At 61.1% G+C, this 12,358-nt stretch carries 12 protein-coding genes; 8 read left to right on the plus strand and 4 right to left on the minus strand.

Going from position 1 to position 12,358, the window contains the following annotated elements; all coding sequences use genetic code 11:
* Nucleotides 1–34: 34 nt before the first annotated feature.
* Entirely contained in the window at nucleotides 35–418 is a 384-nt protein-coding gene (locus tag IRY30_RS04870) for a LapA family protein (RefSeq protein WP_228502573.1), read from the minus strand.
* An 85-nt stretch (nucleotides 419–503) separates the two neighbouring features.
* Between IRY30_RS04870 and rlmN the strand changes: the two genes are divergently transcribed.
* Nucleotides 504–1,619 carry a 23S rRNA (adenine(2503)-C(2))-methyltransferase RlmN gene (gene rlmN / locus IRY30_RS04875; protein WP_194556224.1) on the plus strand — a complete coding sequence of 372 codons (1,116 nt, stop codon included), beginning with the start codon at nucleotides 504–506 and terminating at the stop codon, nucleotides 1,617–1,619.
* 85 nt (nucleotides 1,620–1,704) lie between these two features.
* Here rlmN and IRY30_RS04880 read toward each other — a convergent pair whose 3' ends face one another.
* Nucleotides 1,705–2,103: a DUF2631 domain-containing protein gene (locus IRY30_RS04880; protein ID WP_194556225.1), complete on the minus strand. Its 399-nt coding sequence runs from the start codon at nucleotides 2,101–2,103 to the stop codon at nucleotides 1,705–1,707.
* Nucleotides 2,104–2,394: 291 nt separating this feature from the next.
* Here IRY30_RS04880 and dxr point away from each other — a divergent pair, with 291 nt between their 5' ends.
* The 3 genes from dxr to ispG all read left to right on the plus strand — a co-directional run bounded on the left by dxr (nucleotide 2,395) and on the right by ispG (nucleotide 6,155).
* Complete coding sequence (gene dxr / locus IRY30_RS04885) at nucleotides 2,395–3,582, plus strand: 1-deoxy-D-xylulose-5-phosphate reductoisomerase (protein WP_194556226.1); 1,188 nt, start codon at nucleotides 2,395–2,397, stop codon at nucleotides 3,580–3,582.
* The gene (locus IRY30_RS04890; protein WP_194556227.1) at nucleotides 3,570–4,805 is read left to right on the plus strand and encodes a M50 family metallopeptidase; all 1,236 of its coding nucleotides are present in this window, start codon (nucleotides 3,570–3,572) and stop codon (nucleotides 4,803–4,805) included. The genes dxr and IRY30_RS04890 overlap by 13 nt, the downstream gene beginning before the upstream one ends.
* A gap of 189 nt (nucleotides 4,806–4,994) precedes the next feature.
* Nucleotides 4,995–6,155 carry a flavodoxin-dependent (E)-4-hydroxy-3-methylbut-2-enyl-diphosphate synthase gene (ispG, locus tag IRY30_RS04895; RefSeq protein ID WP_194556228.1) on the plus strand — a complete coding sequence of 387 codons (1,161 nt, stop codon included), beginning with the start codon at nucleotides 4,995–4,997 and terminating at the stop codon, nucleotides 6,153–6,155.
* A 22-nt stretch (nucleotides 6,156–6,177) separates the two neighbouring features.
* Here the strand turns inward: ispG and IRY30_RS04900 are convergent, their stop codons facing one another.
* Together IRY30_RS04900 and IRY30_RS04905 are read right to left on the minus strand one after the other, a co-directional pair.
* Complete coding sequence (locus IRY30_RS04900) at nucleotides 6,178–6,876, minus strand: ABC transporter ATP-binding protein (protein WP_194556229.1); 699 nt, start codon at nucleotides 6,874–6,876, stop codon at nucleotides 6,178–6,180.
* Nucleotides 6,877–6,934: 58 nt separating this feature from the next.
* Nucleotides 6,935–7,792, minus strand: coding sequence for an ABC transporter permease (locus tag IRY30_RS04905; RefSeq protein WP_309825052.1), 858 nt, complete (start codon nucleotides 7,790–7,792; stop codon nucleotides 6,935–6,937).
* A gap of 114 nt (nucleotides 7,793–7,906) precedes the next feature.
* Here IRY30_RS04905 and IRY30_RS04910 point away from each other — a divergent pair, with 114 nt between their 5' ends.
* Genes IRY30_RS04910 through map form a run of 4 tightly spaced genes read left to right on the plus strand, consistent with a single transcriptional unit; the run spans nucleotide 7,907 to nucleotide 12,357 of the window.
* Nucleotides 7,907–8,998 carry a sensor histidine kinase gene (locus IRY30_RS04910; RefSeq protein ID WP_194556230.1) on the plus strand — a complete coding sequence of 364 codons (1,092 nt, stop codon included), beginning with the start codon at nucleotides 7,907–7,909 and terminating at the stop codon, nucleotides 8,996–8,998.
* A complete protein-coding gene (locus tag IRY30_RS04915) occupies nucleotides 8,986–9,615 on the plus strand; it encodes a response regulator (protein ID WP_194556231.1) in 630 nt (209 codons plus the stop codon). Before IRY30_RS04910 ends, IRY30_RS04915 begins: the two co-directional genes overlap by 13 nt.
* Before the next feature lie 23 nt (nucleotides 9,616–9,638).
* Complete coding sequence (locus tag IRY30_RS04920) at nucleotides 9,639–11,465, plus strand: penicillin-binding transpeptidase domain-containing protein (RefSeq protein WP_194556232.1); 1,827 nt, start codon at nucleotides 9,639–9,641, stop codon at nucleotides 11,463–11,465.
* A gap of 34 nt (nucleotides 11,466–11,499) precedes the next feature.
* Nucleotides 11,500–12,357, plus strand: a complete 858-nt coding sequence (gene map / locus IRY30_RS04925) for a type I methionyl aminopeptidase (protein ID WP_194556233.1) — start codon at nucleotides 11,500–11,502, stop codon at nucleotides 12,355–12,357.
* Nucleotide 12,358 lies beyond the last annotated feature (1 nt).

The following is a 12,358-nucleotide window of genomic DNA, read 5'->3' on the forward strand; positions in this document are numbered from 1 at the left end:
CCGCGGGGCGTTTCCCTCGTGAGAGGGGAGGGGACTAGCGGTGGGAACGGGAAACTTGGCGTCGAAGCTGCATGATCCGCACGCCACCCGCCAGGGCCATGATGAGGGCGCCGGTGATCGCGGCGATGAGCATGCCAGCGCCGATGGGGAAGGTCATCTCCCATGCGAAGAGCTGCAGCTGTACGTTTTCCTGGTTCTGCATGATGAAGACCAGCAACAGGATCAGCAATATGGCGCCGATGATCAACGCAACCCACGTGCTGCCCGCGATGGACTTTTCCACCTTGGCGTCCTCGCGGGCGGTGGTGGTAGGTGCGAGATCATTGTTTGTCGACGTCGCGTCTGCATACTCAGTCTCCGTGTAATTAGCCACGGGCTGGTTGTCGAAGCTGTTGTTGATGGGATCTTGATTAGTCATGCCGTCCATTCAACGTGATTCTGCACGAATGCGCCACTACAGCAAATGGGGTTATGTCATTTAACGTGCAATAATGGCTGGCATCATGGCTACACCATTGCAATTGAATTTCACGGCCCCGCGCCGCGGCATGCCGCCCACCCACATGGCGGACCTCTCACGCGAGAAGCTCCAAGACGCGGTGAAGGAGATCGGCCTGCCAAAATTCCGCGCCGATCAGATCGCCCGGCAGTACTATGGCCGCCTCCAGGGCGACCCGATGGAGATGACGGACCTGCCGGAAGGCATGCGGGGAAAGGTTCAAGAATCGCTGTTCCCGCAATTGATGTCTCCGATCAGCGAAGCTGAAGCGGATGACGGGGAAACCCGGAAAACCCTGTGGCGTCTGCACGATGGAACCCTGTTGGAATCCGTGCTGATGCGTTACCCGGGCCGTGCCACGTTGTGTATTTCTTCGCAGGCTGGCTGCGGCATGGCCTGCCCATTCTGCGCCACTGGCCAGGGTGGACTGGACCGTAACCTATCTATCGGTGAAATGGTGGAGCAGGTGCGCACCGCCGCGGTTGCGATGCGCGATGGCGATGTGGCGGGTGAAGAGGGACGCTTGTCCAACATCGTGTTCATGGGCATGGGTGAGCCGCTGGCGAACTACAAGCGCGTGGTGGAAACCATCCGCAAGATCACCTCACCGGCACCGGATGGTTTCGGCATCTCCCAGCGCAACGTCACTGTTTCTACCGTGGGCCTGGCTCCGGCCATCCGCAAGCTGGCGGATGAGGACATGTCCGTGCGCCTGGCCGTATCGCTGCACACTCCGGACGATGAGCTCCGCGATACATTGGTGCCCGTGAACAACCGCTGGTCAGTCGAGGAAGTGCTGGATGCGGCGCGTTATTACGCTGAGAAGTCCGGCCGTCGAGTCTCCATTGAGTACGCATTGATCCGCGATATCAATGACCAGCCGTGGCGCGCGGAACTGCTTGGCAAGAAGCTGCACGGCGCATTGGGTTCCAAGGTGCACGTCAATGTGATTCCGTTGAACCCAACCCCGGGCAGCAAGTGGGATGCTTCGCCCAAGGAGCGCCAGGATGAGTTTGTCCGTCGCGTGATCGAGCAGGGTGTGCCGTGTACTGTCCGCGATACCAAGGGCCAGGAAATTGCCGCAGCCTGTGGTCAGTTGGCGGCTGAAGAGCGCGCCTAATACGCCGCAAAAAAGCCCGCGTCCTTGGGAAGGACGCGGGCTTTTCTGAACGCTCTAGCTGCTCTGGAAGTGCAGAGTGGGGAAATTATCCCTCGGAAGTCCCATCCATGTTCAGCGCCATGCGCTGCTCGCGGGTGAGGTTGGCGTACACGCCGGTCATGTTGCGCTGCTCAGCGGTCCACAGTGGCTCCACGTGACCCACTGGCTGGTTGCGAGCGGTCAAGGTCTGGCGCTGGGTCAGCTTTGGCTGGAATGCCAACACCGCGGTGCCGAAGAAAACCAAGATAGCCAGCGCGATGAGGAAGTAGTTTTCCACGTTGCCCTTGTGGTTGCCGAACAGCATGCCCAAAAGGAAGAGGCCACCGCACACGCCAGCAATAACCATCGAGCGGCGGGAAAGAGCGCTCCAGCCCCAAGCTGCAGAGGGCACATCGTCCGTAGAGACGCCCTCGTAAACTTCGACCTTCGTAGCGTGGGAAGCCATCGGTTCCTCCAATAGTTCGTCAGGAGATTGCGCCGGGGTTCAAAACCGGAGTCAGCCGGCCAGTGCGCAGTCAGTTGTATCCCTTGTATTTTGACATATTCGGCCAGCTTTGTGGGTATCGCCACCCAATAGGGGGTTAGGGGCTTCCGCGCCACACATTGTAAGGAGGCGTGAACCGGCTGCATGTTCGCTCAACAGCGAGTGATCCTGAGTTGAATAGCCATCCGCGCGAGCCCCTATCAGCATGTTCACAGCAGCCCGGTATTCCTCAATTTCTAGAGACATGGAAAGATGGTGCTGGTGAAAAAGCGCGTTGTTCTCCTCGGAAGCACAGGGTCAATCGGTACGCAGGCTCTGGAGGTGATCGCGGATAATCCCGATCACTTCGAATTGGTAGGTCTTTCTGCCCGCGGCAGCGATCCCCAGTTGATGCTGGAGCAGGCCAGCCAGTTCGGGCTCAAGGCCAACCAGATTGCTGTGGCCTCCGAGCGCAGCGCGGATGTAATCGACGCCGAACTGGGCGGACGAGTGATCCGCGGCAAGGATTCCGCGCGCCAATTGGTTGAGGAAGCCGGCGCGCAGCTGCAAGAGGGAGACGTGGTGCTCAACGCTCTCGTGGGTTCCCTCGGACTCAACGCCACCTTGGCCACCTTGAACTCTCCAGCGAGCCTGGCTTTGGCCAACAAGGAAAGCCTGGTGGCTGGCGGTGAACTGGTGATGCGCGCAGCCCGCCCCGGGCAGATCATCCCCGTGGATTCCGAGCATTCCGCGATGGCGCAGTGCATGCGCGCGGGCAAGCGTGAAGAGGTCGCCCGCTTGGTGCTCACGGCATCCGGTGGTCCATTCCGCGGCTGGTCCCGCGAGCAGCTGGAAGACGTGACTCCCACCCAGGCGGCAGCGCACCCCACCTGGTCCATGGGACAGATGAACACCTTGAACTCCGCCACGATGGTGAACAAGGGCTTGGAGCTCATCGAGGCATCTCTGCTCTTCGAGATGGATCCGGAGCTCATTGATGTCACGGTGCACCCGCAGTCGATTGTTCACTCCATGGTGACGTTCAACGACGGATCAACCATCGCGCAGGCGTCGCCCCCCTCCATGAAACTACCCATCGCCCTGGCGCTCGGCTGGCCTGATCGGGTACCCGGGGCTCAGCCCGCCTTGGATTTCAGTAAGGCATCCACGTGGGAATTTGAGCCACTGGATAATGAAGTCTTCCCGGCCGTGCAGCTGGCCAGGCAGGCAGTTGCCACCGGGGGCACGATGCCCGCCATCTACAACGCCGCAAACGAAGAAGCCGCCGTGGAGTTCCTCAACGGACGGTTGAGTTTCCCGCGCATCGTGGACACCGTGGCCGCTGTGATGGAAGATTGCGCTGATCTGGCAGGCAGCCCAAGCTCGGTTGAGGAAGTAGTGGACACAGAACGCGCTGCCCGCGCCCAGGCCCATGAAAGGATGCGCACATGGCTTTCATAATCGGAGTGCTGCTCTTCGCGCTGGGAATCGTGGTGTCCATCGCGCTGCATGAGGCGGGTCACATGTACACCGCGCGGATGTTTGGCATGCGCGTGCGCAGGTATTTCATCGGTTTTGGCCCCACCATCTGGTCCCGGAAAAAGGGCAACACGGAGTACGGCTTCAAGGCTGTCCCGCTGGGTGGTTTCTGCGATATCGCGGGCATGACCAAGCTGCATGAGATGACCGAGGAAGAGCGGCCGTACGCGATGTACGATCGCCCCGCCTACCAGCGCATCATCGTGATGCTGGGTGGAATCATCGTGAATATCGCCCTGGCACTGGGCATCATTTACGGCATTGCTCTGGCGTGGGGTCTGCCGGAGACGAACAAGCCGTTCACGCCTTTGGTGGAGCAGACGCAGTGTGTGGCTCCGCAGCAAAATGCAGATGGCACGCTGGCGAAGTGTGAGGGTGCCGGTCCCGCGGCAAGCTCTGGTGTGCGGCCGGGGGATAAGTTCGTTTCCGTGGATGGCGAGGAAACGCCGACCTTCCCGGATTTCCAGAAGGCCATCACCAAGCTGGGCGATGAGTCCGATGGGCAGCCCGGGGATACCCTGACCGTGCCCGCCGTGGTGCAGCGCGAGGGACGCGAGGTGCCGCTGGATCTGCAGGTCGCCCTGGTGGAGCGCATCGCGACTTCCGGCAAGCCCATGACCGTGGGTGCCGTGGGTATTCAGGCCGTCCAGCCCAAGGTGGAGATGGTGCGCTACAACCCGGCCACCGCCGTGGTGGGTTCTGCGGCCTTTGCCGGAAACATGGTGGAGCAGACTATCCAGGGCGTGGTGCAGCTGCCGCAGCGCTTCCCCGCCGTGGTGGAATCCATCTTCGGTGGTAACCGCGATACAGATTCGCCCATGAGCGTGGTGGGTGCCTCCCGCCTGGGTGGCGAAATGGTGGAGCTGGACATGTGGCAGGCCTTCTTCATGACCCTGGCCAGCCTGAACCTGTTCCTCGCGGCCTTCAACCTGGTACCGCTGCCGCCACTGGATGGCGGACACATCATCGTGATCGTCTACGAGAAGATCCGTGATTTTTTCCGACGCCTCCGCGGCCTCCAACCGGGAGGGCCTGCCGACTACACCAAGCTCATGCCCTTGACCTACGCGGCCACGCTGATCTTGATGGTCTTTGGATTCACGGTGATCGTGGCGGATATCGTTAATCCGGTCCAGGTGTTCTAACGCTGCTTCGGGCTTGACCCCCAGCAAAACTGCAACGGGCGAGACCTGACGCGCGGGGCTGTCCTGGTTCCGAGTAGAGTGGGCGCTGCAAGCACCTCAGGTGCACAAACACATCGCTCAACTGCAGTAGCGATGGCTGTGGCGCAGATGTTCGTCGCAGATAGATGTTGATTTAGGTCAGGAGTTTTCATGTCCGGTATTTCATTGGGAATCCCCGACGGCCCACCGCCCACCCTCGCGCCCCGTCGCAAGACCCGCCAGCTGATGGTCGGTGGAGTGGGCGTGGGCAGTGATCACCAGATTTCCGTGCAGTCCATGACCACCACCAAGACTCACGATGTCAACGCGACGCTCCAGCAGATCGCCCAGCTCACTGCCTCTGGCTGTGACATCGTGCGCGTGGCCTGCCCCAAGACCGTGGATGCTGAGGCGCTGCCCATCATCGCCAAGAAGTCACCCATTCCCGTGATCGCGGATATCCATTTCCAGCCGAAGTACATCTTCTCGGCTATCGACGCCGGCTGTGCCGCCGTCCGTGTGAATCCCGGAAACATCAAGGAATTCGATGGCCGCGTGAAGGAAGTGGCGAAGGCTGCGGGCGATGCCGGCATCCCCATCCGCATCGGCGTGAACGCCGGTTCCCTCGATAGCCGAATCATGGCGAAGTACGGCAAGGCCACGCCTGAAGCCTTGGTGGAATCCGCGCTGTGGGAAGCCTCGCTGTTCGAGGAGCACGGCTACGGCGATATCGCTATATCTGTGAAGCACAATGACCCGGTGATCATGGTGGAGGCGTACCGTCAGCTGGCCGCGCAATCCGATTACCCACTGCACTTGGGAGTCACTGAGGCAGGACCTGCATTCCAGGGCACCATCAAGTCATCCGTGGCTTTCGGCGCACTGCTGGCAGAGGGCATTGGCGATACCATCCGCGTGTCCCTGTCTGCGGATCCCGTGGAAGAGATCAAGGTGGGAGATCAGATTCTGCAGTCGCTGAACCTGCGCCCACGCAAGCTGGAGATCGTGTCCTGCCCATCCTGTGGTCGCGCTCAAGTGGACGTGTACACGCTGGCTGAAGAGGTCACCGCTGGTCTGGAAGGCATGGAGTTCCCACTGCGCGTGGCTGTCATGGGCTGTGTGGTTAACGGCCCGGGCGAGGCTCGCGATGCGGACATCGGCGTGGCATCCGGCAACGGCAAGGGCCAGATCTTTGTGAAGGGTGAGGTCATCAAGACCGTGCCCGAGGATCAGATCGTGGAAACCCTCATCGAAGAGGCAATGCGCATTGCTGAAGAGCAGGGCTTGGAAGCCATCGAAGGCGCGCAGGCGGACGTGCGCGTCACCCGCTAGCTGGGCTTGATAGCCCAGGTCGCTAGCTGACCCGCTGTTCAGCTAGCTCATCAACCAGCTCGCCATCCACCATGGTGAGCACCCGGTTGAGTCCACTGAGCTGGGGGGCATCGTGAGAGACATAGAGCACGGGGATCTGCGATTCCCGAGCCATGTCCACGATCAGCTTGGTCACCGCATCGGCTGCCTGAGTATCCAGGGCAGCAGTGGGCTCATCAACCAGCAGCAGATCAGGCTGGTTCATCAGCGCCCGGGCCACATTAACTCGGGCTTGCTGACCACCGGAAAGATCGCTCACCGAGGCGTCGAGCCTATCTGCCAGACCCACCCGAGCCAGCAAATCGCTGGCTCTTTTTTGATCCCGCTTCCACTCGCTGGAGCCGAGCCCCCACGTGCGATCCAACCGGGTCATGGCCAGCAGCTGCTCCTGGGCCGAGAGGGAGGGCAACAGGTTCGGTTGTTGGAACACGATGCCCACGTGCTCGCGGCGAACCTTGGGCCCGCCGTGGACCAGATCAATCGTGCCGTTGAGCACTGCGGTTCCCTCGGTGGGTTCTTGCAGGCCAGCGGCTATCGCCAGCAGGGTGGACTTGCCGGAGCCGGATGGGCCGGTTAGACCCACGACCTCTCCAGGTTCGATGCGCATGGAGACATCGTTAATGATTCGGCGGGCGGACTTTCCGTCTTGTACGTCCAGGACGATGTGGTTCATTTCCAGCATGAGAGTTTCCTTCTGGTGGGAGGGTGTGTGGTTGTGCGGGGAAGTTGAGCGCTGAGAGCTAAGCGTTCAGTGCAGTGCGCGGATTGATCTTCAGCACCGGGCGGATGGACAGGGCTGCGCCGAGTAGGCCAGCGGCCAGGAGGATGAGCACGGGGATGCCCACGGTGCACAGGGACACCACCATGGGGATGCCTGAAATGAACGTTCCTGCCAGCACGGTGATTGCCGCGCCGAAGGTGATGCCGATGGCGAGCACCACCAGCGCCTGGCCCACCGCATCCGTGATGATTACCGAGCGGGAAGCGCCCAGAGCCGCGCTGATGGCCACGCCACGCAGGCGCTGCACTGTCCACACCGCGAAGAAGGCGCCGAGTACCAGTGCGGAGATCACGTAGAGCAGGTTGATCATCAACCCCAGCGACTGCTGCTCACCTTTGTACGAGGCGGAGGTGTTGAGGGCGTCTTGTCCTTCGAGAGCTCCGTCCACTCCGGCATCGGCGGGCACGACGCCCACGGTGGCCGCGCCCGGTATGTCAGCTACTTCCTGCGGGGTGCCCCAGACCACCGGTTGATGTTCGAGGTACAGGTCCGCGGGCTGCTGACCATCCGTGCGGGAGATGTGCATCGCATCCGGGGTGCGGGCCAGGTGAACCAACTCTCCACCGGCCGCATTCACATCTGCTTCTTGCTGGCTGGAGAGCTGTGAGCTGGAGAGGTTATCCCCGGCCACCACCAGCGCCTTGCCTCCCGAGAGTTCGTTTTGCAGAGCGGAGACGGATTGGTGCTGCAACCCAGCCGCCAGTGAGCTGAGGAAGGTAACCATCAGGGTGATCATGAGGACGGTGACGATGATGAGCGCTGTGCGGGCCTTGGCGCGGCGCAATTCCGCGAGCCCCTGAAACATAAATCCATTCATAGTTATTCATTGTGCGGCGGGGAAGGTTTGTGCACATCAGGCACTAGATCGGTGTTTTGTTCATACTTTTGTATGAGGTCGCAGTCCGGGGCGGAGGATAGGGTGGATTCCACTATGGTGAACAAACTCGACCAAGCGTGGCGCTTCCTGGGTCACGGCTTGCACGTGCTGGCGTTTGTGCTGCTGCTGGTCACCCTGGCCAATGACGGGATGAGCTGGAACCTGGCGGCCTTCGCATTCGTCTATGCGCTGGGCATGTGGATGCGCCCCACGTGGCTGTGGCTGCTGCTGTTGGTCGGCACTTGGACTCTGCTGCTGATGGTCGCGCCGACCGCAGCCTTCCTGGCTTTCCCGCTGTTCTTCCTGCTGATCGGCATGCTGCCCATGGCCCGTGCGGTACCAGCGGTAGCGGTGGTGACCGCAGTGGCCGTGTATGCGCTCGGCAGGTTCAACGGATGGACCATTGGCGGGGTGATCGGGCCCGTGACCGGAGCCATGGTGGCCATCGCACTGGGCGTGGGTTTCCGCATGTTGCGCCGCGAAACTGCCACGGCCGAACGCATGCGCCTGGCAGGGGAGATCCATGACACGGTGGCCCAGGGTCTCAGCTCCATCCACATGCTCCTGCATTCCGTGGAAGGCCGGCTCAAGCGCTTGGAAATCCCCGCGGTTGAGCGCGAGATCCTCCTGGAGCAGATCAGCCTGGCCCGCGAAACGGCCGAAAGCAATCTGGAGGAGACCCGACGCATTATCGCGGAGCTCCAACCCGGTGAATTAGTGGACGCGGATCTACCAACGGCTCTGGGCGCGGTGGTGTCCACCACGCCAATGGGTGAGGCCATTCAGCTGGAAGTAGACGGCCAGCCGCATCTGATCGGGGAGAGCGCGCAGAAAGACGTGCTGCGAATCGTGCAGTCCCTGGTGTCCAACGTGGTGAAACACTCCCAGGCCACCGCCGCGCGAGTGACACTGACTTATCAGCCAGATGCGATCTCTGTTGATGTGGTGGACAACGGGCGGGGGATGGACGTGCAGCACACGCAGTGGTCCAGCGTGGGGATGGACGGGGTACGGCGTCGGGTGAAAAAACTTGGCGGTAGCCTAGCAATCGAAAGCGAACCGGGCGAAGGATGCGGGGTGTCCGTGCACATCCCCACCCACGGCGCGGGCGCCCAAGACAAGGGGAATTTACTATGGTCAGAGTAGTTATCGCGGATGACCACCCCGTGGTGCGCGCGGGCCTGGAGGCGATGCTTGCCACCACGGATATTAAAGTGGTGGCCAGCGTGGGACAGGCCGGAGAGGCCGTGGATTTTTGCCTGGCCAACCCGGTAGATGTGGTGCTCATGGATCTGCGCTTCGGGGAATCGCCAAACGACACTCAGGGCGATGGCGTGGGTGCCACCAAGGCTCTGCGGGCTTTGCCGAACCCTCCGCAGGTGTTGATCGTGACCAATTACTCCACCGACAGCGATGTGCTGGGGGCGATTTCCGCGGGCGCCGTGGGTTATTTGCTCAAGGATTGCGGCCCGGAATTGCTGGCGCAGGGGATAAAGCAGGCCGCGCGCGGGGAATCCGTGATGAGCGGGCAAGTGATGGGGAAGGTGATGGGCAGGCTCTCCAACCCCTTTGAAAAACTCACCGCGCGAGAGCTCGACGTGCTGCGCCTAGCCGGTGAAGGCAGCTCAAACAAAGTGATAGCCAGGCAACTAGTTCTCACCGAAGCCACAGTGAAATCCCATTTGGCACACGTTTTCTCCAAACTGGGTGTGAAAAATCGCACGGCTGCAGTGGCTGTGGCGCGGGAGCGCGGAATCCTCTAAATCACTGACTAAGGTGAGCACCTATGCATCACCGTTTCAGAAGCATCCTGGCCGCCACCACCGTGACAGGTTTAGTTTTCAGCATGGCCGCGTGTACGCCCAAGCCGGATGTTCCCGATGATGTCGCCGAGCAATTCCTCACCGCCTTCGCCGAGCGCAGCGATGACGTGCGCCAGTTCACCGACAATCCGGATGAGGCCAGCTCGCAGATGTCCCAGACCTGGGATTCCCTGCAGGCTGAGGGGCTTAACGCGGAGCTCAAGGACGTCCATACCAAGGACAATCTGGCCACCGCTACGTTCCATATGGATTGGGATCTACCCGGTGAGCGCAACTTTGCCTATGACTCCACCATGACCCTCACCAAGACCGGCGAGAACTGGGACGTGCGCTGGCAGCCTTCCGTGATCCACCCGGACCTGGGCGCACAGCAACACATGGAGCTGCGCAAGGTCGCTGCACAATCCGCCAATGTGGTGGGCAGCGATGGGGCAGTGCTGATGGAGCCCGGCCGGATCACCCGCGTGGTGCTGGACACCAAAAAGGTGGGGAATGTGAACGGTATTCTCACCCGGATTTCCAATGAGTTGGACGCCATGCGCGGCCAGGATGAATCCGTTCCTTCTATCGACGCCAACAAACTCTCCGCCGAGGCCCGCGACACTGCGGGTGACTATTCCGTGTTGACCCTCAGCGAGAAGCAGGGCAAGCAACTGCAAGCGGCCATGGATGATGCCACGGGAGTGCGCTTCAATTCTGAATTCGCCATGGTCCGCCCGGATCCCGGCTTTGCCCCGGACATCCTTTCCCGTGTGAATAACCTGGTCAAGGATGACCTGGCGGGGGAGGACGGATGGAAGATCGTCTCCTCGAACACCGAAGGGGCAGAGCTCACCACGCTGGCCCAAACTGATGCCGTGGCCGCGCCCAGCGTGAAGGTGAGCTTGTCCCGCGAGGTGCAGATGGCGGCGCAGGCAGCGGTTGATTCCCGCCAGGGTGCAGAGGCCATGATGGTGGTCATGCGCCCATCCACCGGCGAGATCCTCTCTGTGGCGCAGACCGCAGAGGCGGACAAGCGCGGTGACCTGGCCATGATGGGCCAATTCCCACCGGGCTCTACCTTCAAGATGCTCACCGCGTACGCCGGTCTGGAAAAGCAGGGATTGACTCCCGATTCCATCGTCGGTTGCCCATCCACCCAAGACATCGGTGGGCGCATCGTGACCAACTACAACTCCTTCTCCCTGGGCAATACACCACTGGAAAATGCCTTCGCCAAGTCCTGTAACACCACGTTCGCGGACATCTCCACTCAATTGCAGCCCGGAGAGCTGGAGGAATTCGCCAAGCAGTTCGGGCTTGGCGTCGATTTCAAAATTCAAGGATTGGACACGCTCACCGGTTCGGTGCCCAAGGGCGAAGTGATGCTGGATCGCACGGAAGCCGGCTACGGCCAGGGCCTGGACTTGGCGAGCCCGTTTGGCATGGCGATGGTGGCCAGCACGGTGGCGGCAGGATCGCGACCGACTCCCTACCTGATTAGCGGAGACAATCACCAGACCGCATCAGCCGATGAAGCTGCCAATAAGCTGGATCCGGTCAAGATTGATGAGCTGCGCCGGATGATGCGCTCGGTGGTTACTTCGGGTTCCGGCCGCGCCATCGCGGGTGCCGGAGAGGTGTACGGCAAGACGGGTGAGGCGGAAATTAACGAGGGATCGCACTCGTGGTTTGCGGGCTATCGCGGAGACCTGGCCTTTGCCACTCTGGTGGTTCTGGGCGGAGGCTCGGAGAACGCCGTGGGCGTGACCAGCAATTTCTTCCAGAATTTGGACCGGAAAGCCGAATAATCTGCCTGTCCGGGTGGGGAGTATGGTGGAGCGCATGACTAGATCGCCACTGACCCCTGGAAACCCCACACCCATCCGCACTGTGCCGGCGCACATCGAACGCCCCGAGTACGTGTGGAAGGACGAGGTTCAGGAAAACGTCGGCGAGCCGTGGATCCAGAGTGCTGAGGTCATCGAAAAGATGCGTGACACCTCGCGCATTGCGGCGGAAGCGCTGCGCGAAGCCGGCGCAGCAGTGGCACCGGGGATCACCACGGATGAGCTGGACCGGATCGCGCACGAGTACATGCTCGATCATGGCGCATACCCCTCTACCTTGGGTTATCGTCAGTACCCGAAGTCCACGTGTATCTCTTTGAATGAGATCATCTGCCACGGGATTCCGGATAGCACCGTGGTGGAAGAGGGGGATATCGTCAACATCGACGTGACCGCCTTCAAGAACGGGGTGCACGGGGATACCAACGCCACGTTTATCGCCGGTGAAGCATCCGAGGAGCATGCACTCTTGGTGGAACGCACCGAGCAGGCCATGTGGCGCGGCATCAAGGCCGTTAAGCCTGGGCGGGAAATCAACGTGATCGGCCGAGTTATCGAAAGCTACGCCAAGCGATTCGGCTACAACGTGGTTCGGGATTTCACCGGCCACGGCGTGGGCCCAACGTTCCACAATGGGCTGGTGATCCTGCACCACGATAACCAGCGGGATCACACCACCTTGGAGCCCGGCATGACCCTGACCATCGAGCCGATGATCAACCTGGGCACCCTGGACTATGACATCTGGGATGACAACTGGACTGTGCAGACCAAGGACAAGAAGTGGACTGCCCAGTTTGAGCACACGCTGGTTGTCACCGATGATGGCTGCGAAGTGCTGACCGCGCTTTAGG

Origin of the sequence: Corynebacterium suicordis DSM 45110 (assembly GCF_015351405.1) — a bacterium.
In the GTDB taxonomy this organism is placed as follows: domain Bacteria; phylum Actinomycetota; class Actinomycetes; order Mycobacteriales; family Mycobacteriaceae; genus Corynebacterium; species Corynebacterium suicordis.

Coding starts and splice junctions, on each gene's coding strand:
- dxr (WP_194556226.1), top strand. CDS start 2,395: ATGGTGCTGGTGAAAAAGCGCGTTGTTCTCCTCGGAAGCACAGGGTCA.
- IRY30_RS04870 (WP_228502573.1), bottom strand. CDS start 418: ATGACTAATCAAGATCCCATCAACAACAGCTTCGACAACCAGCCCGTG.
- IRY30_RS04880 (WP_194556225.1), bottom strand. CDS start 2,103: ATGGCTTCCCACGCTACGAAGGTCGAAGTTTACGAGGGCGTCTCTACG.
- IRY30_RS04900 (WP_194556229.1), bottom strand. CDS start 6,876: ATGCTGGAAATGAACCACATCGTCCTGGACGTACAAGACGGAAAGTCC.
- IRY30_RS04915 (WP_194556231.1), top strand. CDS start 8,986: ATGGTCAGAGTAGTTATCGCGGATGACCACCCCGTGGTGCGCGCGGGC.
- IRY30_RS04910 (WP_194556230.1), top strand. CDS start 7,907: ATGGTGAACAAACTCGACCAAGCGTGGCGCTTCCTGGGTCACGGCTTG.
- ispG (WP_194556228.1), top strand. CDS start 4,995: ATGTCCGGTATTTCATTGGGAATCCCCGACGGCCCACCGCCCACCCTC.
- rlmN (WP_194556224.1), top strand. CDS start 504: ATGGCTACACCATTGCAATTGAATTTCACGGCCCCGCGCCGCGGCATG.
- IRY30_RS04920 (WP_194556232.1), top strand. CDS start 9,639: ATGCATCACCGTTTCAGAAGCATCCTGGCCGCCACCACCGTGACAGGT.
- map (WP_194556233.1), top strand. CDS start 11,500: ATGACTAGATCGCCACTGACCCCTGGAAACCCCACACCCATCCGCACT.
- IRY30_RS04890 (WP_194556227.1), top strand. CDS start 3,570: ATGGCTTTCATAATCGGAGTGCTGCTCTTCGCGCTGGGAATCGTGGTG.
- IRY30_RS04905 (WP_309825052.1), bottom strand. CDS start 7,792: ATGAATGGATTTATGTTTCAGGGGCTCGCGGAATTGCGCCGCGCCAAG.